This is a genomic window from Bacillus sp. PAMC26543 (assembly GCF_014250375.1).
GTDB classification, from domain to species: domain Bacteria; phylum Bacillota; class Bacilli; order Bacillales; family Bacillaceae; genus Bacillus; species Bacillus halotolerans.
The window spans coordinates 118,808-144,603 of the sequence record NZ_CP060193.1 but is presented as its reverse complement, the minus strand read 5'-3'; the positions used below and the strand labels follow the sequence as shown (position 1 = coordinate 144,603).

Genomic DNA, 25,796 nt, shown 5'->3' with positions numbered 1-25,796 from the left:
GGAGTGCATTCAATTGGTACTTGATCCAAATATCAAAGCACAATTAAATCAATACATGCAGCTAATTGAGAACGACATTGTTCTCAAAGTGAGTGCAGGTGAAGATGACACTTCTAAGGACATGCTGGCTCTCGTTGATGAGCTGGCTTCCATGTCATCTAAAATCACTGTTGAAAAAGCTGAATTGAACAGAACGCCAAGCTTCAGTGTGAACCGCGTCGGAGAAGACACTGGCGTCACTTTCGCCGGTATTCCTCTTGGACACGAATTCACTTCTTTAGTGTTGGCATTGCTGCAAGTCAGCGGCAGACCGCCTAAGGTAGATCAGAAAGTCATTGATCAGGTGAAGAAGATCAGCGGTGAATACCACTTTGAATCTTATATCAGCCTGACATGCCACAACTGTCCTGACGTTGTACAAGCTTTAAACATGATGAGCGTGCTGAATCCGAACATCACTCACACTATGATTGACGGTGCGGCATACAAATCAGAAGTTGAAAGCAAAAACATTATGGCAGTGCCAACGGTTTACCTAAACGGCGAATCCTTCGGAAGCGGCCGTATGACCCTCGAAGAGATTCTTGCGAAAATGGGCAGCGGCGCAGATGCATCTGAGTTCGCTGACAAAGATCCTTACGACGTTCTTGTTGTCGGCGGCGGACCTGCCGGCGCAAGTGCAGCCATTTATACGGCACGTAAAGGAATCCGCACAGGTGTTGTCGCTGAACGCTTCGGCGGACAGGTTCTCGACACAATGAGCATCGAAAACTTCATCAGCGTAAAAGCAACTGAAGGACCGAAGCTTGCTGCAAGTCTTGAAGAGCACGTGAAGGAATATGATATTGATGTCATGAACCTTCAGCGCGCCAAACGACTTGAGAAAAAAGATCTGTTCGAACTTGAACTCGAAAACGGTGCTGTCCTGAAAAGTAAAACAGTCATCCTTTCAACAGGTGCCCGCTGGCGCAATGTCAACGTACCTGGTGAACAAGAGTTCAAAAACAAAGGTGTCGCATACTGCCCGCACTGTGATGGACCATTGTTTGAAGGCAAAGACGTAGCCGTTATCGGCGGCGGAAACTCTGGTATCGAAGCAGCGATTGATCTTGCAGGTATTGTCAATCACGTCACTGTGCTAGAGTTCGCGCCGGAACTGAAGGCAGACGAAGTCTTGCAAAAACGTCTCTACAGCCTGCCAAACGTCACTGTACTCAAAAATGCACAAACAAAAGAAATTACAGGCGATCAGAGCGTAAACGGCATCACATACGTAGACCGCGAAACAGGCGAAGAAAAACACGTTGAACTCCAAGGTGTATTCGTCCAAATCGGTCTCGTGCCAAACACTGAATGGTTAGACGAAACCGTTGAACGCAACCGCATCGGCGAAATCGTAGTCGACAAAAATGGCGCTACAAGCGTCCCAGGCTTATTCGCTGCCGGCGACTGCACAGACGGTCCTTACAACCAAATCATTATTTCAATGGGATCAGGAGCGACTGCCGCTTTAGGCGCGTTTGATTACCTTATCCGTAACTAATACAAGAAAGCCTCTATATTGCCTGATTGGCAGCATAGAGGCTTTCTTTTTTACACCATATTGCATATTTTATCCACTTGTAATAGAATTGTAATATTGTAGTGTGAATCGTCACTTCACACTAAGCATATTTGCTGTTTTTAAAGCGAAACGCACTGATTTTCTATTTAAAGTACCTTGATACTTTTTGACCTTGTTTTTCAGATCTTTAATGGTTTTTTCCTTTTTGGCATTTTCTAATACCATAAGCGCTTCCCAGCGTTTAGCTGTTTCTGTAGAACTGCAGCCGCTAACTGTAGTCACAGGCGGAAGAAGCTTCGTGCTAGATAGCTTTTCGTCAAAAGGAACTGTATCAGGAATCATCTTCTCTTTATAAATATGGTCCAATTCATTTTTATTTAAGAAGCTGATAAAATGGTCAAAGTTTTGTGCTTGCCGTTTCTCAGGCTGATGGAAATCAAGTGTTTCAATTAATTCTGACAGTTTTGTCTGAGCCGTTATCTCATTTGCCATGACATGCGTTAACTTATGGTACTCAGCTAATTCCCGCATTCTGGCATCTTTCGGCAGCAAAAGGCTCGGTGTTCCGGCGATCGTCGCTGCGATATTTCCATGCAGTCTTGCGCCAAAGCTCAAATCAGCTTGTTTCAGGAAGTCCAGCCAAGTCGGCACATTTAAAAAGAACCGCACTCTATCATTCTGATAAGCAGGGTCTTCCATGCTGACCGGATAATTATCGGCAGGCTTCGCTAAAGCAGGGGCACCGGCATATGTCAGAATCATCTCTTTCCGCCATTGCGGGATAAAGTAATGATTAGGGAACTCTTTCATGCTTCTCGTAATGAAGTCCAGCACATGCTTAGGAGACAGCCTTGACGAGTTAACCGTCACCATCGATTCTGATGTGATATTGGTTTCTCTTATCTTTAGTTCTCTTCCAAACGCATACATAGAAGGACAGCCAATTACCGTATGGTCAACACCTTCACGGAAGCCTAATCTGGAAAGGTATTTCGCTGTAATTTCACCGCGGACACCGATCATATTGGATCTCTCCAGCACAGCACTCACAAATGCCTTTACATCCTGATCAAATGGGAAACCCTCATTTAACTTCGGTTCAAATGGAGCACGCAACCCAACACCAATTACAACAACCGGAATGGTTAGTTTTTTGATTAATTGGGTATATTTCCGTAATGAAGGCACAAAATCCTCTCGGAATGCATCTGCCAGCGGAATAATGTACATATCATACTTTTTATTGATTTGTTCAGCATCTGCCGGATTAATTCGATAATAATCAGGAGTAATTGTTGTTCCTTCCGTCATCAGCGTACGAAACACACTGTAAGCATACACTAGGTTTCCTACGTTGCCGCCGATGGAGTTGCGAACAATCATTTCAGCTGCATTAAATGTATCAAATGGTGATATGCCAGCTCTTATTAAAATGTTTTTCAATGTGATGTTGCCCCTTCCTCGCCAAATTTTTGTCAGGAGATTTGCTTAGGGAACTCTATCATGATCTTAAAACCTTCAGCCGGACACCTGCTTTCATCCCTTTTTACTCACAAACTCTCTCCCTTTCTTCCGTTCTAATATTAAATTATACAAAAAAGAATCTTACAGGTGAAATCATAACACAGCAATCAGCGTTGGTAATCTATTCCCATTACTGGATATCGGTTCGGATCACAAAAAAACCCGAACCAGGCACTTCGGTTAAGTGCTCGACTCGGGCCATCTGCTTTATAATTCCTCACCATTCGTTTGAATGACTTGTTTGTACCACTCAAATGAATCTTTCTTATAGCGCTTCATTGTTCCGTTTCCTTCATTATCACGATCGACATAGATCATGCCGTAGCGTTTTTTCATTTCGCCTGTTGTGAAGGAGACGATATCAATAATGCCCCACGGCGTATAGCCGATTAAATCAACACCGTCGTAAGTGACCGCTTTTTCCAGTGCTTCAATATGTGATTTCAAATATTGAATTCGTTCCGGGTCATGGATGGCGCCGTCCTCTTCCAGCGTATCAACCGTCCCAAAGCCGTTTTCAACGATGAATAATGGAATTTGGTATCGATCATAAAAGCGATTTAACGTGTATCTCAAACCAGTCGGATCAATCGCCCAGCCCCAGTCACTGGAGGTGATGTACGGATTTTCAACACTATTAGGCAGCCCGCCGTTTACGACATCTCCTGTATTGTCATTTTCGACATCGCTTTTCACAGTTGTCGACATATAATAACTGAAGCCTAAATAATCGACTGTCCCATTTCTCAAAATCTCGTCATCGCCGTCTTCGAAGGTGATATTGTATCCTTCTCTTTCAAACTCTTTTAACGCATACTTTGGATAATAACCGCGAACCTGCACATCCGGGAAGAAATAACGCTGTCTCATTTCTTCTTCAGCAAGCATCACATCTTCCGGATTAGAGGAGTAAGGATAAATCGGCACATGTGACACCATGGCCCCAATTTGGAACTCAGGGTTGATTTCCTTTCCTTTTGCCACTGCCAATGCGCTTGCAAGTAACTCATGGTGCGCCGTTTGGTACATGACTTCCTTGGCATTTTCATTTTCTCCGACCACAACTCCTGAGTTCGTCCATAGGAATAGAGGGTTGTTCACATCCATCTGGTTATTGATCTCATTGAATGTCATCCAGTACTTCACTTTATCTTTGTATCGGTTGAAGCAAACCTCAGCAAATTTGAGGAAAAAGCCTACAACTTTGCGATTTCTGAAGCCGCCGTATTCTCTTGCCAGATGGAGCGGCAGTTCAAAATGAGACAGTGTAATCACCGGCTCGATTCCATGCTTCAGCAATTCATCAAATACATTATCGTAGAACTGCAAGCCTTCTTCGTTCGGTTCAGCCTCATCGCCTTTCGGGAAAATCCGGCTCCAACCGATGGACGTCCGCAAGCATTTTAATCCCATTTCCGCAAACAAAGCGATATCTTCCTTGTATCTGTGATAAAAATCAATGGCTTCATGGTTCGGATAAAATTCGTTCTCTTCAATGGAATCCGTGATTTTTCTCGGTACGCCGTGCGCACCCGCTGTCATCACATCGACGACACTTGGCCCTTTACCGCCCTGATTCCATCCGCCTTCAAATTGGTGGGCAGCTAAAGCGCCGCCCCATAAGAAATCCTTCGGCATTTTTTCCATCTTATATTCCTCCCTAGCTTACGACTGTAAATAATTTTTGGTCTAACGCACTTACTTCAAGATCCTCGATGAGAATTTCCTGATACGCATGTGAATTCGTGATGATGACTGGGGTAATCGTTGTTAACCCTTTCTGTTCAATGAATGCTTTATCAAACTCAGCAAGCACCTCGCCTTTTTTGACTGTATCTCCCTCTTTCACCTTTAAGGCAAAAGGAGTTCCGTCTAACGTCACTGTATCCAGCCCGATGTGCACAAGCAATTCGACGCCAGACGCCGAACGAAGGCCGATCGCGTGCTTTGTAGGCGCAACCATGACGACGGTTCCGTCAAACGGAGCATAGAGCTTATTATCGGATGGCTCGATCGCCAAGCCTTGTCCCATGGCATCTGAGCTGAATACCTCATCAGGCACCTTAGAAAGCGGAATGACCTTGCCGCTAAACGGAGCATATACGGTTTCTTCATTTGCCTGTGCCGTTTGAAGACTTTCCTTTTCCGGCTGTGCAGCTGTATCATCACCATAGCCAAAGATCTGAATCAGCACAACAGGAAGAATCACCGCAATCGCAGCACCGATTAAAATACCCCAGATGGACGTCGGGAATTGTTCATTGATGCCATTCACGATCGTCAGAGGTCCCGGAAGTCCGGCATACGCAAAGTAATACGGATTAAAGAAACTGGCCGTGATGGCACCAACCGCCCCGGAAATACAGCCAAAGATAAACGGCTTCTTAAATCTTAAGGTCACACCGTAGATCGCCGGCTCAGTAATGCCAAACAGTCCGGTCACCCCAGCTGAAACACTGACTTTTCTCGTTTCCTTATTTCTCGCCTTTAAGATAACGCCAAGCACTGCGCCAACCTGTGCAACCACCGCAATCGTTTGATACGCCTGGAATGAATCCCGTCCGTATAGATCATAGTTCGCCAATACCATAGGCGTAATGCCCCAATGTACGCCAAAGATCACGATGACCTGCCAGAATGCGCCGATGATGGCTCCAGCCAAAGCCGGCACGTTTTCCGCCAAGAAGTTGTAACCGTTTGCAATCCCATTTGCGCCTAGCGTTGTCACAGGACCAATAAGGACAATTGTTACTGGCACCATAATGACCATACATAGGAAAGGAACAAATAACGGTCTGATCACTTCGTTCATTCTCTTATTCAAGAATCGTTCAAGGTAAGACAACATCCACACTAGAAATAATGGCGGCAGCACGGAAGATGTGTATGTCGTTTGCGATAAAGCAATCCCTAAGAAGGAAATGCTCTTTCCGTCTGCGATTTGAGTCGCCATCTCCGCCCATGTCGGGCTGACTAACGCGGCACAGCACGCCACAGCAATATACATGTTGGTTTTAAAATGCTTTGATGCCGTAATCGCGATAAAAATAGGCAAAAACGTAAACGGCGCCCATGATATGAAACTAAAAACCTGATAAGTTCCCGTTTTCTCAAAGCCATCAAACAATAAATTAATGATAATTAATGCACCTTGCAAAATACCGGCCGCAGCCAAAATGTACACAAATGGCGCAAATACCGCTGACATGGTTGCGATAACACGGTTCAGGATCGTTCCTTTATTTTCGCTCTGTTCATCGGACAGATCAATATTGACCAGCTTCGAAAACGCTTCGAAAACGTCCCCTACGTGCTGTCCAATGACAATCTGAAATTGGCCGCTGTTCTCCACGACCGTAATCACGCCGGGCATGGATTTAATGATATCCTTCGCTTGCGGCTTAGACCGCTTCAGCACCAAGCGAAGCCTGGTAGCGCAGCGAGAAGCCCCTATCACATTCTCTTCCCCGCCTACGGCCTCCAAAATGTCTTTCGCTAGTCTCGTATAATCTCTCACATTCCCCGACATTTTCACCCACCCCTTTATTTCGGTTACGCTTTCATTATAATTGTACCGGTATAATTTATCAATACTCTAACAAAGTATTTATACCTTTCATTTCTGTAAGCGGTTTATGCTATAATTTTGACAAGTGAAACTAAACGAATGAATGAGGAATGCGTATGTTAAAGTACCAGCAAATCGCAGCGGAAATCGAAAACTATATAGAAGAACACGAGCTTAAACAGGGAGATAAGCTGCCAGTGCTAGAAACCCTCATGACCCAGTTTGAGGTCAGCAAAAGCACAATCACAAAGTCTCTGGATCTACTAGAACAAAAAGGCGCGATCTTTCAGCTCAGAGGAAGCGGCATTTTCGTCCGAAAGCATAAACGAAAAGGCTACATCAGCCTCCTGTCGAATCAAGGATTTAAAAAAGACCTCGAGGATTTCAATGTCACCTCAAAAGTCATTGAGCTGGACGTGAGAAAGCCAACAACGGAAGCGGCAGAAAACCTCAACATCGGACAAGATGAAGACATCTACTTTGTCAAAAGGGTCCGCTATATCAACGGACAAACCCTATGCTTCGAAGAATCCTATTACAACAAATCCATCGTGACGTACTTGAACAAGGAAATTGTGTCTCACTCAATCTTTCATTACATCCGGGAAGGATTGGGACTGAAGATTGGCTTTTCTGATTTGTTTCTTCACGTGGGTCAGCTTAATGAAGAAGAAGCGGAGTACTTGGGGCTGAAGGCTGGACTTCCGAAGCTTTATATAGAGAGTATTTTTCACCTGACAAACGGGCAGCCGTTTGATTACTCGAAGATTTCTTATCATTATGAGCAGTCGCAGTTTGTTGTGCAGGCGAATAGTTTTTTGTTGTAGGGCAGCTGCATCTTGCTTCTAATGAAAAAACACCCCTCTTCTTTCATCAACTATGGAAGGTGGTCGACATGTACAAAATCATCATTCCTGCCATACTAGCCATCTTCGTGCTCTGGATACTATTACAGATTTCACTAGAGATGAGCATCTTTAAGAATCCAATGAATTACTTTATCGTATTCATTATCTTTTTCCTCTTTATAAAGATGGCGAAAGAAAAGCATTGAACGGCTATAGGAAACCAGATTTGTACTCAAATCTGGTTTTTTTTGTGCTTCACTTTATTCATCCATTTTATCCTCACTCATTTCGCCACCCTCTTGCCCTCATTTTCATTGTCTCTAAAAGGAGTTATGCGTTACTATCGTATAAGGGTCCAATGTTTAAAAATAATGACATACTTTTAAATTAACCTGATATGCACACGCTCATAAATAGGGGTTTATTCTAAAAAGGGGATGGACGATTTTGGAAAGCAAGTACTTAGATCTACTCGCACAAAAATACGATTGTGAAGAAAAAGTGGTAACGGAAATCATTAATTTGAAAGCGATACTGAACCTGCCAAAAGGCACCGAGCATTTTGTCAGTGATTTGCACGGGGAGTATCAGGCATTCCAGCACGTGCTGCGTAATGGTTCGGGACGAGTCAAAGAGAAGATACGCGACATTTTCAGCGGTGTCATTTACGATAGAGAAATTGATGAATTAGCAGCATTGGTCTATTATCCGGAAGACAAACTGAAGTTAATCAAACATGATTTTGATGCGAAAGATGCGTTAAACGAGTGGTATAAAAAAACGATTAACAGAATGATTAAGCTCGTTTCTTATTGCTCCTCGAAGTATACCCGCTCCAAACTGCGTAAAGCACTGCCTGCCCAGTTTGCTTATATTACGGAGGAGCTGCTATACAAAACAGAACAAGCTGGCAACAAGGAGCAATATTACTCCGAAATCATAGACCAGATCATTGAACTTGGCCAAGCCGATAAGCTGATCACCGGCCTTGCGTACAGCGTTCAGCGACTGGTGGTCGACCATCTGCATGTGGTCGGCGATATTTACGACCGCGGACCACAGCCGGACAGGATTATGGAGGAGCTTATCAACTACCATTCAGTCGATATTCAGTGGGGAAATCACGATGTCCTTTGGATCGGTGCCTACTCCGGTTCCAAAGTGTGCCTGGCCAATATTATCCGCATCTGTGCCCGCTATGACAACCTGGATATTATTGAAGACGTGTACGGCATCAATTTAAGACCGCTGCTGAACTTGGCCGAAAAATACTATGACGATAATCCAGCGTTCCGTCCAAAAGCAGACGACAACAGGCCAGAGGATGAGATTAAGCAAATCACAAAAATCCATCAAGCGATTGCCATGATCCAATTCAAGCTTGAGAGCCCTATTATCAAGAGACGGCCGAACTTTAATATGGAAGAACGCTTGTTACTAGAGAAAATTGATTACGATAAAAATGAAATCACGCTGCACGGAAAAACATATCAGCTGGAAAACACCTGCTTTGCGACAATTAATCCCGAACAGCCAGATCAGCTATTAGAAGAAGAAGCAGAAGTCATAGACAAGCTGCTATTCTCTGTCCAGCATTCCGAAAAGCTGGGCCGTCATATGAATTTTATGATGAAAAAAGGCAGCCTTTATTTAAAATATAACGGCAACCTGTTAATTCACGGCTGTATTCCTGTCGATGAAAACGGCAATATGGAAACGATGATGATTGAGGATAAACCGTATGCGGGCCGTGAGCTGCTCGATGTATTTGAACGATTCTTACGGGAAGCGTTTGCCCACCCGGAAGAAACCGATGACCTGGCGACAGATATGGCTTGGTATTTATGGACAGGCGAGTACTCCTCCCTCTTCGGAAAACGCGCCATGACGACATTTGAGCGGTATTTCATTAAAGAAAAGGAAACGCATAAAGAGAAGAAAAATCCGTATTATTATTTACGCGAAGACGAGGCAACCTGCCGAAACATCCTGGCAGAATTCGGCCTCAATCCAGATCATGGCCATATCATCAACGGCCATACACCCGTAAAAGAAATCGAAGGAGAAGACCCAATCAAAGCAAACGGAAAAATGATCGTCATCGACGGCGGCTTCTCCAAAGCCTACCAATCCACAACAGGCATCGCCGGCTACACGCTGCTATACAACTCCTACGGCATGCAGCTCGTCGCCCATAAACACTTCAACTCCAAGGCAGAAGTCCTAAGCACCGGAACCGACGTCTTAATGGTGAAACGTTTAGTGGACAAAGAGCTTGAGCGGAAGAAAGTAAAGGAAACGAATGTCGGTGAGGAACTGCTGCAGGAAGTTGCGATTTTGGAGAGTTTGCGGGAGTATCGGTATATGAAGTGAGGGGTGTGGGGGTTCAGGTGTTTTTTCTATGTTAAAATGAGATAACACATTCTGATTCATTTTGAGGTGCAGTTATGTTAGTCAATCAGATTTACGAGACAACAATAGGATACGGTCAAAGAGTGGGGAAAAATATCCGAAAAAAAATTGGACAGTTCTTCACACCTCCTTCCATTGCAAATTATATGGCTAGTTTGATGGAATACAATCAACCCAGAATTCGCATTTTAGATACAGGTGCGGGTACTGGAATCTTGACGGGTGGATTGTGCCAATCCATTTTGGAAAATGACAAAATTAAATCTATCCACATTGACCTGTACGAAAACGATGATAATGTCCTTCCTCTTTTGAGAGAAAATATGGAACTCGTTCGCTCTGTTTTGGAAGAGAAAGGGAAGGCTATAAGTTACACTATTTTTGATGAGAACTTTATCCTTAGCAATGATGACTTTTGGAATGATAGAACGGTACGGTCAGAAGACAGCAAGTACAATGTTGTTATCAGTAATCCTCCATATAAAAAAATTGCTAAAACAGAACCGGAATCAGTTGTTATGTCTTCTATTGTTCATGGACAACCTAATATCTATTTCTTATTCATGGCGATGTCTGCAAAGCTGCTAAAAGAAAACGGAGAAATGATATTCATTACTCCTCGTAGCTTTACCAGCGGTCTTTACTTTAGGAAGTTTAGAGAGTATTTCTTAAATACTGTTCGGATAAGCAATATTCATCTTTATCATTCAAGGTTGGATGTGTTTGACAGTGACAAGGTGCTACAAGAAGCGATTATTATTAGAGCCATTAAGACGAGCCAACAGACGACTAATATTGCTCTTTCTGCTTCTGAAAATCCTACTACTGGCGAGATTTTCATTCATGAAGTTCCTTATGGCACTGTCGTTGATATGGATTCAGCTAACCTGTTCATGTTAATCCCTACAACACTGGAAGAAATTGAACTACTTACACTTGTCCAATCTTGGGATTACAACTTGTTATCTTTAGGATTCAAGTTAAAGACTGGACCCGTTGTAGATTTTAGAGCGTTGGAATTAATACAAGATGAACCAGGAGAGAACACAGTTCCACTATTATGGTCAAATCATTTTGTTAATAATAAAATTACGTTCCCTGTTCCTGTATCTAAAAATCCTCAATACATTGTAGATACAGAAGAAAGCAAAAGCGTTCTTCTTCCAAATAAAAACTATCTACTTGTGAAGAGATTTTCAAGTAAGGAAGAGAGAAGAAGAGTTCAATGCTCACTTTATTTCAAAGAAGACTTTGAAAATGAAAAAGTCGGTATTGAAAATCATTTGAACTATATTACTAAGTTAAAGGGAGAAATGGCCGTTGACGAAATGTATGGTCTATACGTTTTATTTAACAGCACTTTTATTGACACATACTATCGCATTCTGAATGGTAGTACCCAGGTTAATGCAACAGAAATGAACGCTATTCCCCTCCCTTCTATTGATGTGATTAAAAGAATGGGCAGAACGTTATTGGAAAAAAACTCTATTACAACAGAGTCTTGTGATACGATTATTGAAGAATTATTTACAAACGATACAAGATCAGAAAGAAGAAATGTTGTGTAAAGGGAGCGAAAAGAGAGCATGGGGAAGTTAGCAGAAGCAAAAGAAATACTAAAGGCATTAGGAATGCCAAAACAACAGTACAACGATAGAAGTGGATATGTATTATTAGCTTTAGCAGGAGTAAAAGAAGAAGACAGTTGGGCTGATGCCTCTATAAACTCTTTGCGTATTGTAGATATGATGAACTTTATGGGCAATCACTACGGGAAAATCTACAAGCCCAATTCAAGAGAAACGATAAGAAAAGAAAGCATTCACCAGTTTGTAGCAGGAGCAATCGCTGTTTCTAATGACGATGATGACGAAAGAGCTACTAATAGCCCGAAATATTCCTACCGTTTATCCGATGAAATTGTGGAAGTTCTCCAATCATATGGTACTGATGAGTGGGAAAAAAAATTGGGTGCGTGGCTAGAACAACATGAAACATTGGTAGAACAGTATACACAGGCTCGAGAAATGTCACTCATTCCTGTTGTGGCAAACGGTCAAGAGTTAGTTTTTAGCCCCGGGAAGCACAATCATCTCCAAAAAGCCATAATTGAGGATTTTGCTCCGAGGTTCGCTCCTGGTGCGGAAGTGTTATATGTTGGAGATACAAAGAAGAAAGATTTGATTAAGAACCGAGAGAAGTTACAGGAGCTTGGTGTCCGAATTACAGACCACGACAAGCTACCAGATGTAGTTTTATATGTGGAAGAAAAAAACTGGCTCTACTTCATTGAAGCTGTTACTTCTGTAGGACCTATCTCAATGAAGCGAATCAATGAGATACAAGCCATGCTTGAAGAATGCAGTTGTGGTGTTGTATATGTAACGGCATTCTTAGACATGTCAGCTAAGAATGGTTTTAAGAAATTCATTGACCAAATTGCTTGGGAAACAGAAATCTGGGTAGCAGACAATCCAGACCACATGATACACCTTAACGGAGACCGTTTTTTCGGTCCTCGCAATTAATTAGGCCTCTTAAGAGGCTTTTTTATTATCCACTTCATCAAATAAGGAGAACTCTTTCATTCTCTTTGGTATAAAATGTTTTATGTTCACTACCCTTATCGGTCTACGATGGGGATTAATATTAGATTTGCACGTTTTAAATCATATATTATCCCTTTCAAACTTTTCCAAAAAATTATAAAATATAAATAAGAATACTTTAATGCCCAGTCACAAGAAGATGTCATTGGTTCTTTAATAGAAGAGTCCTCTGTAGACAACCTAATAAGTTCTAATTGATGATTTAGACAGATGTAATCCTGACCGTATCATATATGCTTGTGGCAATAATGTGAATAAGGGTCCTGCTTTGTGCAAAACAAACCTTGTCTAAGCTGATTATGCTGAAGAATTTTTACTAAGAAGAATTGAAAGCCTTTTATCTTCACCTGAAATATAAATTCCATAGTTAAGAAAATGAAAATACACTCCGAAACTGATATCAAACCTCTGCAAGAAGGATTTTAAAAATTGATTAAGGACTTAGAAAAAATCAAAAAAAAAGATTAAAACTTTAGGATGAATTTAGAGAAAAAATTAAGCACGAGAATCTTATTCCAACAGATGGAGTTTTTAGAAGCACAGGAGTGAGAAACAAAGGGAAAATTTATAGATTTTAAAGGTACTAAAAAAATCTTGGATCTTAGAGTTTATTGATTCCTGTTGCCATCCAACAAACCCTTACTAATTCCATTGAGAAAGCAGAATTAGACAAAAAAACGCCTACTAAAATCATTCATAGACAAAATCACTTTCTCAAGGATACCCAATTGAGCGAACTATCAACGCATTACGTTCATTTGAGCCTCAAGAGATCGAGGCTCCTTCCTTGCTTACACAAGATAATAAGGAGCCTAGAAAGATTAAATTTTCAATATCACAACTTAACTTATTCTTCCGTCCCCTCAGTCTCTTCTACTTGAATTTCCTCCTGTGTAATTCCAAAAAGGAATGTAATCCTATCAATAAGGTTATTTAGTTCACTACCTTTAGTCCTTAGAATTGCAGACTTAATTTCCCTTTTCAATCTTGTATGTCTTATTTCTGGTCCCTCACTAAGTTTAGCAGTAACCTTGCCAAATACCGACTTACCATCCATATAGTCATGCCAATTATCTTCCCAATTTTCTCCCTCATAAAAATCTTGCATTTGGTCAAAAAGATTTGTAAGTTCTTTTTTTATATTAAGGAAACCCTGTTTATTGAATAAATCATTAATATACTGATTATAAAGTTCCTTATCTTCTACCTCTATTTCATTATGTTTTATTAACCTTTTTACCTTTTCAATTTTATGTTGAAGATGATAATTCAAATATTTCTTTCTGGTATATTTTAATTGTTCGGTAGCAACTTCATAAATTTCACTTTTTATTTCGTCTTCTGTTGGGGGTTGATAACTATCACTTTGATGCTGCTTTAAAACCTCTGCGATAACCCTAGGTTCTAAAAAGTAATTTTCTAGTTCATGTTTATCCATTACTATAAAATGATTATCAAAGTATTTGCCATGCCTACTTCTAATAGATTCAATTTCTTGTACACTTCTTGTATCTCTATCTATTAAAAACACAAACATTGGGTCCTGTAAAAATTTACTCACTCTTTTAATACCTTCAAAAGTCTTAATTATTTCAGAACAACTTTCTAGAGCTCTAACCTTTATGTTATAACGGTCTAACACATTCTCCAGTATCTCTATATCTGTATCCCCTTCAACAAATAGTATTTTATCATTAACATAGCTAATACCTAATTTTCGTAGTTCTTGTTCACAGGAAGCATAATCAATTGGCATAAGTGTATGACCTAATACAAAGTTTGTACCCTGAGAAAAATTATGGTAAATTAGCCCTTTCGAATGTGTTAGAAGGAATACCTGATTCAAACGAAAATTTCTATACCCTTTTTCTAATTCACTTTCTATTGTTTTAAGAGATTTTTGGTCAATATTTAACTCACTAACAAAAGTTTTAAAATCATTAGAAATAGTAATGTCATGCAATAGTTTTGAAAGTTTACAAACAACTTCCTCATGTAAATGATTTTCAGGCTCATCAATAATTAGAATACCCATATTTTTAATATAATTAATAAATAGTAATGTATACCAAATGAGTTTTTCCCCAGAACTAAATTGTCTCATGTCATATTGTTTAGAACCTAAAGACTTATTTTTTGCGCTAAATATAAATTGATTTTCCCGTTTGGAACCCGACAAATGTGTAAAGGACAGGTCTGGCATTATTGTCGCGAACAACATTTTAGTTACATGATAAAATAAGTCTTTTCTTGGAGAAGGTCCTTTTCGATTAACTGGAATTATTTTTTCATATAAATAGTCATTTATTACAATTTCATATAGATTTTCAAAAATGCTAGTAGGATTTAACACAAAGTTGACAATTGGAGAAATATTTTTATCCTGCCTCAACTTTATATCATCAAAAGTAATATCCTTTTCAATAATATTTTTTATTGAACTTATAAATGCGATAATATTCTTGGGATTACTAAGATTCCAAAATGACTTCAATACAGTATCTTCAGAATCCTCAATTTCTATTCTCCAGTCAACTAGTTCGTTTTCAACTTTCATTGCCTTTAATGTTATTGTAACTTCAATAACCTCATCCTGAATCTCTGATGAAGCAGCGACTTCTAAATGTTCTATATTATTACCTTCAATTAACGGAATTTCTAAGTCATTTACCATTTTTTGGTCTTGCTTATCAAACTGAAATACAGCTTGAATATATGCTTTATCGTCAAGCATGAATTGAAAAAGCTCTTCTCCTACTTCCTTATATAAATCTCTTCCTTCATATGCGATATTTTCTTCAATTATCTTGTTAACAAAATATGCTTTTTGTAATTTTATTAGTGCTTCAAAAATAGTGGATTTTCCAGCACCATTCATCCCACTTAAAGTATTAATATTCTTTCCAGCTGTAAAATCAAAAACAACTTGATTATTATATTTTTTTACTTTATGTAGTTTTACTTCTTTTAATTTCATATCAAGGCTCCTAATCTATTAGTATTTCTAATTAAATTTTTATTAGAAATATAGTAAATAAATTTACACTATAGTCGTTTACGCTGTGACAACTATATTGCCCTCAAAAGTTAATCCTTGATTACCCAAATGTTTCTGCATCCCCTCCGGGTAAACAAAGGCTGAAAGTTTATACATATTTGAATTAAAGGTTTGACTCTCCCTTTCAAGTACAAAATCACGTAAATTTTGGTCTATGAATGTCGGAAGATTTACTGAACAAAACATTGAAATTATCTGTTTCATAACATTTTATGGCTTTAATTTTAGTGTGAAATTCATTACAGTATTAATTTTATATCCTTCATTCTCTAATAGAGAAGCTACTGTATTTGAAAAGTTACAATATGCTTCTCCATACCAAGAACCAGTATTATTATTACAATTAGTACATAGAGTATATTTTCCCTTGCCTTTTTGCATTTGTTTATATTTAAGGCCCTCTAAGTTCTCAGGAATTTTTTTTATCCTTCTGAGAATTACCTTTTATGTAACTATTAAAATTCATACCTCTAGCTCTATTATTGTTTCCTAACATTTAGGTGGAATATGTTCAAAGGTCAATATTGATTCCTGACCACATAAAACACAGAAACCTTTCTCTCTCATTATATACCTCCATATATGAAACAGTTTAAAGGAATAAAGAACTAAAAAATATACAATTTTAAAACCTCATTTACTTATGATAAGGCTCCCCACGATTAATCCGAAAAGCCCGATAAATCTGCTCCACCAGAATAAGACGCATCAACTGATGAGGAAACGTCATTTTCGAGAACGACAGCTTCTCATCCGCTCGCTTCATCACTGCGTCACTCAATCCGAGTGATCCGCCGATGACGAAGGTGACTTTGCTTTTTCCATAAGTAGCCAGCTTATCTATTGTATCGGCTAGTTCTTCGGATGTTTTCATTTTTCCTTCGATGGCGAGGGCGATGACGTGGGCGTCGGGGCTGATTTTTGATAGGATGCGGTCGCCTTCTTTGTCTTTTATGATTTTCATGTCCTGGTCGCTTAGGTTTTCCGGCGCTTTTTCGTCCGGGAGTTCGATGATGTCGATTTTTGCGTAGGCCGAAAGTCGTTTGGTGTATTCTTCAATGCCTTGCTTGAGGTATTTTTCTTTTAGTTTTCCGATTGTCACAATATTGATATTCACAGGTCATCCCCACTTTAGAAACAAGTTATTCATATATATTGTCCACAATTGTGGATATCTTTTCTGTATTTTGTGTAAGATCATTCGTTCCCCACTATATACTGCGGGGTCTCCACATAATTCACAGGCTGTGGATAAACTGTTAGTATGTTCGATTTTTCTGATTTCGGGCGGCAGCTCGTGGTCGTCTATGTACATATCCAGCACGGTTTCGATGTGTTCTTCACAGGAATAATACGTTTGTTTCATGTTCAAATCCTCCGATGGTTTCTTGCATTTTTGCAAATATTCTCTTCCCAATATAACCTATTTATTCACATGTTAGTAGTGCTTCGGGCTGAGTTTTATCCACAAATCGACAAACAAGCTGTTGATGACTCTATTTCGCTTGTATGTTAGTTTGGATGTAACCGATGTTTGGGGAGGTCTGCATGTGCGCTTCAGATGGGTTTGGCTTTTTGTGATCATGTTGTTGCTTGCTGGGTGTCAGCCGTCTTATTGGGTGTTAGAGAAGGATCGGATCGGTGAAGGGAGTTCCGAGCTAGAATTATACGCAAATTACCTTCAAACACATGATGATGTGAAAGGATACCAAGTCTTCACCATATCAGAAGGCAAAAAAATGGTCGTGGTCTCTCTCGGAAGCAGCGAGAAGGATAAGAAGCTTGAGGTGTCAGACGTCAAATACTCACCTAAAGAAACGATTGTAACTGTGAAACGAAAGCCGGCTCCCGAGGAAAATGAGAAAAACCCTTATATTCTGATTGGACTGGACAAAATTGAAGGGGATTTAATCGTTCAAGACGAATCAGGAGATCGCTTTGCAGAAACCGATTATCAGCAATAAAGCCGGCGTTCGATTGAACCGCCGGCTTTTTTTTATTTCAATGCTCCATGCGGATCAATCACAAATTTCTTCGCCGCTCCTTTGTCAAAGTCGCTGTAGCCTTTTGGCGCGTCGCCCAGAGAAATGACGGTGGCGTTGACGGCTTTTGCGATTTGCGCCCTACCGCTCAGGATCGCTTTCATCAAGTTGCGGTTGTATGTCATAGCGGGTGTTTGTCCGGTGACGAAGGTGTGGGCTTTGGCCCAGCCGAGTCCAAAGCGAATTTTTAAAGAGCCTGTTTTGGCGTCCGCATCCTTTGCACCGGGATCTTCGGTCACGTATAAGCCTGGAATACCGAGACTTCCGCCGACCTGGGTGACATCCATGATCGAGTTCAGTACGGCGGCCGGCGCTTCTCCTTGGCTGCCGTGTCCGGATGCTTCAAAGCCGACACAGTCCACTGCGGCATCAACGGTTGGTTCACCTAGTATTTGTTCAATTTGTTCGCCGAGGCGGTCGTGTTTTTGTACGTTGACCGTTTCGCAACCGAAACTTCTGGCCTGTGCCAGTCTGTCTTCATTCAAATCGCCTACAATCACTGTGGAAGCGCCAAGGAGCTGGGCGGAGTGTGCAGCTGCTAAACCGACAGGCCCCGCTCCTGCGATATAAACGGTAGAACCCGTTTGCACGCCCGCTGTGTATGCCCCGTGGAAGCCGGTCGGAAAAATATCGGACAGCATCGTCAAATCGAGAATCTTTTCTAACGCCTGTTCTTTATCCGGGAAGACCAACAGCTGAAAATCGGCGTACGGCACCATGACGTATTCCGACTGCCCGCCGACCCAGCCGCCCATATCAACGTAGCCATAAGCCGATCCCGGCCGGTCCGGATTGACATTCAGGCACACATGCGTTTTCTGCGTTTTGCACATCACACAGCGTCCGCAGGCAATATTGAAAGGAACGGATACGATGTCGCCTTTTTTGATAAATTCAACGTCCCGACCTGTTTCAATGACTTCTCCCGTAATTTCATGCCCGAGCACCAAGCCATCAGGCGCCGTCGTGCGGCCTCTGACCATGTGCTGGTCGCTTCCGCAAATGTTTGTGGTAATTACCTTCAAAATCACCCCGTGCTCACATTTCCGATTCACATTCGCCTTCGGAACGCCGGGCCCGTCCCTCAAGATTAACTCCGGATAGCCGATATCCTCCACCGCCACGTTTCCTTTGCCTTTGTACACAACCGCTTTGTTTCCTGTCAACGCCATTCCTCCCATTCATGTCTTTGGACTTTGCGTCCTTGAACATGACTTCGGTTCGGCATGACCCTTTCCCTTTTTCACGCCTGCTTTTTCTGTATTCTTACAACAACAAATATGCCAAGAAAGCAGCCCATAATGGTTCCGATGATGTCGAACCAATCTGCTTTACCTCCGTTTAACAGGAACATCGTAGCCGCCGAAATCAGACTGATGATAACTGCCAGAAGAATGACCCGTTTGGTGCGCATATGCTTCCTCCTTTATCTGCATCCATTTTATATATTCATTTTACAGTAATTAACACCTGTTTGCTTGAAAAGGCCATTCGAGATTTATAGTTTTGAACCTCGTTTAGATGGAGGCTGGACAACGTTCTATCATTGATATGTATCACATTGCGCAACAGAAAAAAGAGACTTCACAAGTCTCTTCATAAACAGCGGTCAGTTGAATAATAATTTCCTGAGAAATAATGTGACAACACTGGTTGCTAACGCAATTGCAGTATAAAGCACAACCCAAAACATGAATGAACTGTTACCAGAGGCTAACGTAAACAACAATATCAAACTCGCAATAAGCACGATGAGCGGACCAATCCAAACTTTCTTACATATGAAATAACCCGCTGCACCAATTACGCCTGACATCATCGGAAAAACAAAAACGATGAGCAGTAAAACGGCTCCCCAGTCGGAACCCCCTTCACCTTAAAAATCCTTCATCACCTCAAAATCATACAGCTTCAAATGACTTTTCGGCGCCACGATCTCCTTTACCTTCCCGATCTCTTTTTCCTTCACTTTCTTTCCGGTTCTTAAGCTGTATTGTTCAATGTATGCAGGCTGGTTGTAGGTGTATGTGAAGAAATAGAGGCTGCTGCCTTTTTGGGTGATTTCTTTGAAATCGGACTTCATTTTTTCTGGGGAAAGGGCGAAGGCAATCCGGCTTTTTCCTGTCTTTGCATCGATCTTGTATACCTTTCCGAAGCCGTCAATGAAATACAGGGACCTGTGATACGAGAAAAAGCTTTTTTTGAAGCTGAACGGCATAGAGCTGTATATTGTTTGCTCGTCGTTTTTGTATTCGGCGATATCGTAAAGCTCCACCTTGCCGCTTTTCTTATTGATTTTCACCATTTGATAGAGATTGCTGGCTTTTTGCCCCCGAACCATCACATATACAGCTTGATCGTCCGCAGCAAGCTGAGATTCGATTGAAGCTCCTTCCCGATACTGCCATTCCGTGATGGCATGATAGGTAAGCTTCTTTTGATCGGCCTGAATCTGAAGGAGCTGATAGCCTTTCTCATCGTCTGTCGGGACAAGTGCGTAAATGGCGCCACCGTGAAAACCGGAGGCTCGGATGTAGTAAGGAATGACGTCTTTTTTCCACTCTCCGTTCATCTGGCGGTACAGCTCTGAGCGGTACCCGTCTCCCTTTTTGTCGTAGCCGGAATTGTATAGGGTATAAAAACCATCCGTATTTTGCAGAAAGCCTGCGCTGTCTCCAGTGTGCTGATAGGCTCTTTTATGGGAGCTCAGGCCGTCTTTGATCGTGAAAATCGTGTTTTTGTCCTCCAGCATCACACTGTCGCCGTGAACCTTGGCTGAGCCCAGCTCAAGGCCCTTCATCTTAAATGACGACAGCGAACCGTCTTGGCTGATAAACAGGGCATAGCTTTTCCCGCCGCCGAATGCATCTTGATCCGCTGAGGTTGAGAAATACAGCAGGACTTCTTTGTCGGTCAGAAATTCAGGGTCTCGGAGATCCTGCTGACTCACGGCTTTATGGCTTTTGAGAGGAGAAACGAAGACAAATAGTGCGATTCCTGCGAGAATCAGCATGACAATAGTGATCATCCATTTTTTCATATCTGTCTCCCTAATTGATCGTCATGACGGTTGTCGTATAGGAAGAACTTGTGATGTCGCGCGGGTAAACGCCTAATCCTTTATTGCTGTCGATATCAATGCCGGCTTTTAGCAAAAATGCAGACCATAGGAGCTTCGAACAGTTTTTTGCGCCGTCATGGCCGGTATTTCTGTTATTGACGAAGTTAAATGAGTATGGGTCGCCGACTCTTGATACCGCCCAGTCGGCAGCTGATGTTTTTTTAGATGAGGTGACGTTGACTGTTTGTACGATGGAGTTGTCTTCCACGTCTCTGGCATTATAAGCGATCTGCCTGACGCCGTCGCTTGGAACCGATTCAACAATCTTGTCAGCGGCGGAGTACATGCCGACGTGGCCATGGTTGTAGTAGGCTGTGTAGGAGTTGGTATAGTAGATGTTTCCTTTCGTGCTAGTGGGAAGTTTTTTCGTACCGGATGAGCCGCCCATCACGGACATGCCGCTTTCCTTGGCGAGCCGGTCTCCTTCTGCTTTATCGGCGGTGATTTCATTGTAAAACTGTTTGAGAATGACATCGGTCTTTACGCGCTGCTGTTTGGCAATCTGGCTGGCGGATTTTGTGATTTCTTCTGAGGTCGTGCCTGGCTGAAGCGCTGCAATTTCTTCAGCATAGTTCGTGGCCTTTACAGCTTTGACGGGAGAAATAAACAGGCCGCCGCTCATTGTAAGCGCTGCCAAAATAATTGATACCTTTTTCTTCATACTCATGACATCTCCTCTTTTCATGTGTGTAGGAAAGATGATTTCCTTTATCAACATTATATTAGGGAAATGTGGAAGGTAACTAGGTGATTTACAGAATTTTTAGAAATCATTTACAGGAAGGTTGTCTCACAAAAAAAGGCCTTCCCCAGGCCTAGAGCTTCTTACTCATGATTACATCAGTCTCCTGAAATCCAGCCCGCTCATACAGCCGCCTAGCCGTCTCATTATGAGCGAATACGTGGAGAGACAGCTTTCGAATGCCCATGTTTCTCGCCATCTCATCCAGTGCGTTCAAGGCTTGCTTCGCGAAACCTTTTCCCCGATATGATTCATACAGCCCGAAATCGTAAATAAACGCTTCCTGCTGCGGGTGTTCCGGTTCTGCGTGAATCCAGAGCCAGCCAGCCGTTTCCTTTCCGTTCAGGATGATACTCCACAAATGGTGATGATGCGTTTGCAGCCCATTCGGCAGCAAATCAGAAAAAGTCTGTTTGGACAAAAGCATGGCCTCATCAGGGAGCCACGATCCTGCCTTTACCTTTTCTCTTGCATAATGCTTTGTCGTGTATGTCAGATAGGATCGAAATTCTTCGATCTGCATGGGGGTTAGCGTGATGGTCATATAGCTTCTCCTTTATTTATTGACTAGAGGATTTTACATAAAATAGAAAGAGGTGTTACTATCAAGATAAGCAAATAGATTGATAAATGAATAGAGAAGGGAGTTTCAAATGAATAAGATTGCACCCGCAGAAATCGCTAACATGCTCAACGATTGGTACCTTGCGATCAAGAAACATGAAGTTGAAGAGTCCGCCCGTATCTTTGAAGAAGTGAAGCCTTTATTGGATGATATGGAAGAGGATCAGGAGGTGCTTGCCTACTTCTCCTTATTAGAATTGCGCCATAAAGTATTGCTTCATGAAGCGAGAGGGCTGGGCTTTGAGCATGAGGAGTCTCCTCATATGAATGCTACGTCAGACATGCTGAAATATTACTTTTTTCTGTTTGAAGGCATGTATGAAGCCTATAAAAATCATTACGAAATTGCCATCGGGCTCTATAAAGAAGCGGAGCAGTATCTCAGCAACATCCCCGATCCGATCGAAAAAGCCGAATTTCATCTGAAGGTCGGCAAGCTCTATTATAAGCTGGGACAAAATATGGTGTCTCTCAACCATACACGGCAAGCGGTCAAAACGTTCAGAGAAGAAACGGATTACAAAAAGAAACTCGCCTCCGCATTAATTACGATGTCAGGCAATTTTACCGAGATGAACCAGTTTGAAGAGGCGGAAACTTATTTGGATGAAGCCATTCGCATGACGAGAGAATTAGAGGATCATTTTTTTGAGGCCCAGCTTTTACATAACTTTGGACTTCTCCATGCCCAAAGCGGTAAATCAGACAAGGCCATCTCAAAATTAGAAGAGGCTTTACAGAACGAAGAGTACGCCCGATCTGCCTATTACTATCATTCTGTTTACTTGCTGATACGAGAGCTGTTTAAGATTGAAAAGAAAGAACAGGCCCTAGCTTATTACCAAAAATTGAAGGAAAAATTAAATACTGAGCCGAATAAAATATGTGAGGCGAAAATTGATATGTTATATGCCATTTACGCAGAAGGAGGTCATGCGGAAACGTTTCACTTATGCAAAGAACATATGGATGTGTTGATGTCGGAAAGAGAATACGACAGTGTAAGAGAACTTTCCATTTTGGCTGGCGAACGGTATAGGGAAAATGAGCTTTATAAAGAAGCTGCCCACTTTTTTTATGAAGCGATACAGATTGAGGAACTCATTAAACAAACGGAGGTTATGTAAATGAAAAAGTTTCTAATTGGCGCAGGCGTTGCAGCAGTGATTTTATCCGGCTGGTTTATTGCAGATCATCAATCACACTCACAAGAGATGAAAGTCGCTGAGAAAATGATTGGATAATAAAGAAAACCCCCGCTGGGATGCGGGGGTTTTCACATGTCTACAGCAATTTCTTACCTAGCAGGGATTCTACTAGCTCTACCGCTGTTCTTCCGGTTTTGTTTTCATGATCGAGGATCGGGTTGACCTCAACAAATTCAGCTGAGGTAATGATGCCTGCATCATACAGCATTTCCATAGCCAGGTGGCTTTCGCGGTAGCTGATGCCGCCGACGACAGGGGTTCCGACACCCGGTGCGTCGTTTGGATCAAGTCCGTCCAGATCGAGGCTGAGATGGACGCCGTCGCAGTCTGATAAATAATCGAGGGTTTCTTCGATCACCTTTGTCATGCCGAGGCGGTCGATTTCGTGCATGGTGTACACCTTCATGCCGCTTTCCTTAATATACTGGCGCTCTCCTTCATCAAGTGACCGGGCGCCGATAATGACGACATTTTCCGGTTTGATTTTAGGCGCATACCCTTCAAGGTTCACCAGTGACTCGTGTCCGATACCGAGGCTGACGGCAAGCGGCATGCCGTGAATATTGCCTGAAGGTGATGTTTCAAGCGTATTCAGGTCACCGTGCGCGTCATACCAGATGACGCCGAGCTTATCGTAATGCTTCGCTGTACCTGCTAGCGTGCCGATCGCGATACTGTGATCGCCGCCAAGAACAAGCGGGAATTTTTTCTCTTCAATTACGGTGTTCACCTTTTGAGCGAGCTTTTCGTTTCCTGCCAGTACGGAATTAAGGTTTTTCAGTTCTTCATCGTTTTTGATCTTTTCACGGCTGATCGGAATGTCACCGAGATCTTCAACCGTATAACCCATTTCTGACAGCCTCTCAATCAGATGGGCATACCGGATGGCACTTGGTCCCATGTCCACTCCGCGTCGTGCTTGTCCTAAATCCATTGGCATTCCAATAACCGAAATCGTTTTATCCATCTGTGATTCCACCTCAACATATAAGATAATGTCCTTATGCGGGTTCTAACAAAGATGACTTACGGACAACGTTTTTAAAGCTCTAGCTGACGATTTGCCTGCTTGCGTTTTTTAATGACGACATGATAAATGATGTAGCAAATGACCATAAACGGTACTCCGCAATACAGCGCGATACGCTGCTCCGGATCAAACGCGAGACTGATGAGAACGACTGTATTTAACGTCAGGCCGATCAGCGGAAGCACCGGATATAGCGGTGTTTTAAATTTCAGATCTTCTATCTTGCCGCCTTCACGGATATATTTTCGTCTGAACCTGATTTGGGAAAGCGATATCGCGATCCAGCCGACTTGCGCGCTCATGCCCGCCAAGGATAGAAGCACCATATACACGGTTTCGGCCGCCGCTACTTTTGACAGAAGCGACAGGCAGGCCACAGCCATCGTTACAATTAACGCGTTCAGCGGCACACCTCTTTTATTTGTTTTGCCGAGCGCTTTGAAGGCCTGTCCTTCATTCGCCATCGCGTACAGGATACGAGTCGATGCGTATAAACCTGAGTTTGCAACGGATAGCAGTGCAATTAAAATAACAAAGTTCATGATATCAGCTGCATATGGAATTCCGATTTGCTCAAATACGGCAACAAACGGACTTTCCACAACACCCGCCTGTTTCCACGGAATCATGCCGGCAATGACAATGATTGAAAGAACAAAGAAGACAAGTGTTCTCCATACTGTCTGTTTGATGGACCGCGGAATCGTTTTTTCAGGGTTTTCACTTTCTCCGGCTGCAACCCCGATCAGCTCAGTTCCCTGGAATGCGAAGTTCACGGTAATCATCGTTATCAATATTGCCTTTATGCCGTTCGGGAATAACCCATCTTCATAAAAATGCGTCAGAAACGGCGCTTGCTCTCCGCCTTTTAGGTCAATGAAGCCGAACATAGCGGCTCCGCCGAGAATAATAAATAAAAGGATAATCAATATTTTAATGCCGGAAAACCAAAATTCAGATTCTGCAAAGGCTTTCGCGGTTATTGCATTTAAGGTAAACATTAGGGCCGCAAAGACCAGACACCAAATCCAGACATCAACGTGCGGAAACCAGCGGAGCATCAGCTGCCCCGCTGACAAAAATTCTATTGCGCATGTAACTGCCCAGCCGAGCCAGTACAGCCAGCCGAACGCAAACCCAAAGGCCGGGCTGATAAATTTTGTCGCATAGGTCTGGAAGGACCCCGATACAGGAAAGGCGACCGCAAGCTCCCCTAAGCAGAGCATGGTCAAAAACATGATAAAGCCGCCCACTAAATAAGACAGAACCGCGCCGAGCGGTCCCGCTTGGTTAATGGTAAACCCGGTTCCCAGGAAGAAACCGGTTCCGATCACTCCGCCCAATGAAATCATAAACAAGTGGCGAGATTTCATTGTCCGCTGGAGCTGATTTCCGTTATCTTGGTTCGTATTCACATTCTGCACCCCTTCAGCAACTTGTATT

General features: G+C 42.2%; 22 protein-coding genes and 1 pseudogene. 9 read left to right on the top strand and 14 right to left on the bottom strand.

The features are described from left to right. Window positions 1-13 precede the first annotated feature (13 nt). On the top strand, window positions 14-1,543 hold the full coding sequence (ahpF, locus tag H7F27_RS00765) for an alkyl hydroperoxide reductase subunit F (protein WP_185848404.1): 1,530 nt from the start codon (window positions 14-16) through the stop codon (window positions 1,541-1,543). A gap of 111 nt (window positions 1,544-1,654) precedes the next feature. Here the strand turns inward: ahpF and H7F27_RS00760 are convergent, their stop codons facing one another. The 3 genes from H7F27_RS00760 to H7F27_RS00750 all read right to left on the bottom strand — a co-directional run bounded on the left by H7F27_RS00760 (window position 1,655) and on the right by H7F27_RS00750 (window position 6,617). Next, the gene (locus tag H7F27_RS00760) at window positions 1,655-3,007 is read right to left on the bottom strand and encodes a polysaccharide pyruvyl transferase family protein (RefSeq protein WP_185848403.1); all 1,353 of its coding nucleotides are present in this window, start codon (window positions 3,005-3,007) and stop codon (window positions 1,655-1,657) included. A 288-nt stretch (window positions 3,008-3,295) separates the two neighbouring features. Beyond that, a complete protein-coding gene (gene bglA / locus H7F27_RS00755) occupies window positions 3,296-4,735 on the bottom strand; it encodes a 6-phospho-beta-glucosidase BglA (RefSeq protein ID WP_185848402.1) in 1,440 nt (479 codons plus the stop codon). Between the two features lie 13 nt (window positions 4,736-4,748). Further along, window positions 4,749-6,617: a beta-glucoside-specific PTS transporter subunit IIABC gene (locus H7F27_RS00750; RefSeq protein WP_185848401.1), complete on the bottom strand. Its 1,869-nt coding sequence runs from the start codon at window positions 6,615-6,617 to the stop codon at window positions 4,749-4,751. Window positions 6,618-6,772: 155 nt separating this feature from the next. Here H7F27_RS00750 and H7F27_RS00745 point away from each other — a divergent pair, with 155 nt between their 5' ends. The 5 genes from H7F27_RS00745 (at window position 6,773) to H7F27_RS00725 (ending at window position 12,447) form a co-directional block, all read left to right on the top strand. Further along, the gene (locus H7F27_RS00745; RefSeq protein ID WP_185848400.1) at window positions 6,773-7,483 is read left to right on the top strand and encodes a GntR family transcriptional regulator; all 711 of its coding nucleotides are present in this window, start codon (window positions 6,773-6,775) and stop codon (window positions 7,481-7,483) included. A gap of 68 nt (window positions 7,484-7,551) precedes the next feature. After that, window positions 7,552-7,710 carry a hypothetical protein gene (locus H7F27_RS00740; protein WP_010332572.1) on the top strand — a complete coding sequence of 53 codons (159 nt, stop codon included), beginning with the start codon at window positions 7,552-7,554 and terminating at the stop codon, window positions 7,708-7,710. A gap of 241 nt (window positions 7,711-7,951) precedes the next feature. Next, entirely contained in the window at window positions 7,952-9,877 is a 1,926-nt protein-coding gene (fbp, locus tag H7F27_RS00735) for a fructose-1,6-bisphosphatase (protein ID WP_185848399.1), read from the top strand. A gap of 74 nt (window positions 9,878-9,951) precedes the next feature. After that, a complete protein-coding gene (locus H7F27_RS00730; RefSeq protein WP_185848398.1) occupies window positions 9,952-11,487 on the top strand; it encodes an Eco57I restriction-modification methylase domain-containing protein in 1,536 nt (511 codons plus the stop codon). A gap of 18 nt (window positions 11,488-11,505) precedes the next feature. Further along, window positions 11,506-12,447 carry a BsuBI/PstI family type II restriction endonuclease gene (locus H7F27_RS00725; RefSeq protein WP_185848397.1) on the top strand — a complete coding sequence of 314 codons (942 nt, stop codon included), beginning with the start codon at window positions 11,506-11,508 and terminating at the stop codon, window positions 12,445-12,447. Window positions 12,448-13,375: 928 nt separating this feature from the next. Here the strand turns inward: H7F27_RS00725 and H7F27_RS00720 are convergent. The 3 genes and pseudogenes from H7F27_RS00720 to H7F27_RS00710 form a co-directional block, all read right to left on the bottom strand. Then, window positions 13,376-15,505 (bottom strand): AAA family ATPase, encoded by a 2,130-nt coding sequence (locus tag H7F27_RS00720; RefSeq protein WP_185848396.1) that lies wholly within the window; start codon window positions 15,503-15,505, stop codon window positions 13,376-13,378. Window positions 15,506-16,223: 718 nt separating this feature from the next. Further along, entirely contained in the window at window positions 16,224-16,703 is a 480-nt protein-coding gene (gene rlmH, locus H7F27_RS00715; RefSeq protein WP_003226975.1) for a 23S rRNA (pseudouridine(1915)-N(3))-methyltransferase RlmH, read from the bottom strand. An 80-nt stretch (window positions 16,704-16,783) separates the two neighbouring features. Continuing rightward, window positions 16,784-16,952 (bottom strand): annotated as a pseudogene (locus H7F27_RS00710) (CxxH/CxxC protein). 184 nt (window positions 16,953-17,136) lie between these two features. Here H7F27_RS00710 and H7F27_RS00705 point away from each other — a divergent pair. After that, window positions 17,137-17,550 (top strand): hypothetical protein, encoded by a 414-nt coding sequence (locus tag H7F27_RS00705; RefSeq protein WP_185848395.1) that lies wholly within the window; start codon window positions 17,137-17,139, stop codon window positions 17,548-17,550. A 32-nt stretch (window positions 17,551-17,582) separates the two neighbouring features. Here H7F27_RS00705 and fdhA read toward each other — a convergent pair whose 3' ends face one another. The 6 genes from fdhA to H7F27_RS00675 form a co-directional block, all read right to left on the bottom strand. After that, window positions 17,583-18,809: a formaldehyde dehydrogenase, glutathione-independent gene (gene fdhA, locus H7F27_RS00700; protein WP_185848394.1), complete on the bottom strand. Its 1,227-nt coding sequence runs from the start codon at window positions 18,807-18,809 to the stop codon at window positions 17,583-17,585. A gap of 62 nt (window positions 18,810-18,871) precedes the next feature. Continuing rightward, window positions 18,872-19,042: a hypothetical protein gene (locus H7F27_RS00695; RefSeq protein WP_101859661.1), complete on the bottom strand. Its 171-nt coding sequence runs from the start codon at window positions 19,040-19,042 to the stop codon at window positions 18,872-18,874. A gap of 195 nt (window positions 19,043-19,237) precedes the next feature. Continuing rightward, window positions 19,238-19,447 (bottom strand): DUF2651 family protein, encoded by a 210-nt coding sequence (locus tag H7F27_RS00690; RefSeq protein ID WP_185848393.1) that lies wholly within the window; start codon window positions 19,445-19,447, stop codon window positions 19,238-19,240. A gap of 57 nt (window positions 19,448-19,504) precedes the next feature. After that, window positions 19,505-20,668, bottom strand: coding sequence for a hypothetical protein (locus H7F27_RS00685; RefSeq protein WP_185848392.1), 1,164 nt, complete (start codon window positions 20,666-20,668; stop codon window positions 19,505-19,507). A 10-nt stretch (window positions 20,669-20,678) separates the two neighbouring features. Next, a complete protein-coding gene (locus H7F27_RS00680) occupies window positions 20,679-21,416 on the bottom strand; it encodes a YiiX/YebB-like N1pC/P60 family cysteine hydrolase (protein ID WP_101859658.1) in 738 nt (245 codons plus the stop codon). Window positions 21,417-21,564: 148 nt separating this feature from the next. Next, window positions 21,565-22,035 carry a GNAT family N-acetyltransferase gene (locus H7F27_RS00675; protein ID WP_101859657.1) on the bottom strand — a complete coding sequence of 157 codons (471 nt, stop codon included), beginning with the start codon at window positions 22,033-22,035 and terminating at the stop codon, window positions 21,565-21,567. A gap of 109 nt (window positions 22,036-22,144) precedes the next feature. On the opposite strand from H7F27_RS00675, the gene H7F27_RS00670 reads away from it, so the two are divergent. Both H7F27_RS00670 and H7F27_RS00665 read left to right on the top strand, forming a co-directional pair. Further along, window positions 22,145-23,242 carry a response regulator aspartate phosphatase RapG gene (locus H7F27_RS00670; RefSeq protein ID WP_024123508.1) on the top strand — a complete coding sequence of 366 codons (1,098 nt, stop codon included), beginning with the start codon at window positions 22,145-22,147 and terminating at the stop codon, window positions 23,240-23,242. Then, entirely contained in the window at window positions 23,243-23,359 is a 117-nt protein-coding gene (locus tag H7F27_RS00665) for a Phr family secreted Rap phosphatase inhibitor (protein WP_010332587.1), read from the top strand. A 40-nt stretch (window positions 23,360-23,399) separates the two neighbouring features. Here the strand turns inward: H7F27_RS00665 and rocF are convergent, their stop codons facing one another. After that, window positions 23,400-24,290: an arginase gene (gene rocF / locus H7F27_RS00660; protein WP_127696238.1), complete on the bottom strand. Its 891-nt coding sequence runs from the start codon at window positions 24,288-24,290 to the stop codon at window positions 23,400-23,402. A gap of 74 nt (window positions 24,291-24,364) precedes the next feature. Continuing rightward, window positions 24,365-25,768 carry an amino acid permease gene (locus H7F27_RS00655; protein ID WP_095712589.1) on the bottom strand — a complete coding sequence of 468 codons (1,404 nt, stop codon included), beginning with the start codon at window positions 25,766-25,768 and terminating at the stop codon, window positions 24,365-24,367. Window positions 25,769-25,796: the final 28 nt, after the last annotated feature.

What these genes read in the sequence shown, in the direction of transcription:
- bglA (WP_185848402.1), bottom strand. Translation starts at nt 4,735, where the DNA reads ATGGAAAAAATGCCGAAGGATTTCTTATGGGGCGGCGCTTTAGCTGCC.
- H7F27_RS00750 (WP_185848401.1), bottom strand. Translation starts at nt 6,617, where the DNA reads ATGTCGGGGAATGTGAGAGATTATACGAGACTAGCGAAAGACATTTTG.
- H7F27_RS00745 (WP_185848400.1), top strand. Translation starts at nt 6,773, where the DNA reads ATGTTAAAGTACCAGCAAATCGCAGCGGAAATCGAAAACTATATAGAA.
- H7F27_RS00740 (WP_010332572.1), top strand. Translation starts at nt 7,552, where the DNA reads ATGTACAAAATCATCATTCCTGCCATACTAGCCATCTTCGTGCTCTGG.
- H7F27_RS00730 (WP_185848398.1), top strand. Translation starts at nt 9,952, where the DNA reads ATGTTAGTCAATCAGATTTACGAGACAACAATAGGATACGGTCAAAGA.
- H7F27_RS00725 (WP_185848397.1), top strand. Translation starts at nt 11,506, where the DNA reads ATGGGGAAGTTAGCAGAAGCAAAAGAAATACTAAAGGCATTAGGAATG.
- H7F27_RS00720 (WP_185848396.1), bottom strand. Translation starts at nt 15,505, where the DNA reads ATGAAATTAAAAGAAGTAAAACTACATAAAGTAAAAAAATATAATAAT.
- fdhA (WP_185848394.1), bottom strand. Translation starts at nt 18,809, where the DNA reads ATGGGAGGAATGGCGTTGACAGGAAACAAAGCGGTTGTGTACAAAGGC.
- H7F27_RS00695 (WP_101859661.1), bottom strand. Translation starts at nt 19,042, where the DNA reads ATGCGCACCAAACGGGTCATTCTTCTGGCAGTTATCATCAGTCTGATT.
- H7F27_RS00690 (WP_185848393.1), bottom strand. Translation starts at nt 19,447, where the DNA reads ATGATGTCAGGCGTAATTGGTGCAGCGGGTTATTTCATATGTAAGAAA.
- H7F27_RS00685 (WP_185848392.1), bottom strand. Translation starts at nt 20,668, where the DNA reads ATGAAAAAATGGATGATCACTATTGTCATGCTGATTCTCGCAGGAATC.
- H7F27_RS00680 (WP_101859658.1), bottom strand. Translation starts at nt 21,416, where the DNA reads ATGAGTATGAAGAAAAAGGTATCAATTATTTTGGCAGCGCTTACAATG.
- H7F27_RS00675 (WP_101859657.1), bottom strand. Translation starts at nt 22,035, where the DNA reads ATGACCATCACGCTAACCCCCATGCAGATCGAAGAATTTCGATCCTAT.
- H7F27_RS00670 (WP_024123508.1), top strand. Translation starts at nt 22,145, where the DNA reads ATGAATAAGATTGCACCCGCAGAAATCGCTAACATGCTCAACGATTGG.
- H7F27_RS00665 (WP_010332587.1), top strand. Translation starts at nt 23,243, where the DNA reads ATGAAAAAGTTTCTAATTGGCGCAGGCGTTGCAGCAGTGATTTTATCC.
- rocF (WP_127696238.1), bottom strand. Translation starts at nt 24,290, where the DNA reads ATGGATAAAACGATTTCGGTTATTGGAATGCCAATGGATTTAGGACAA.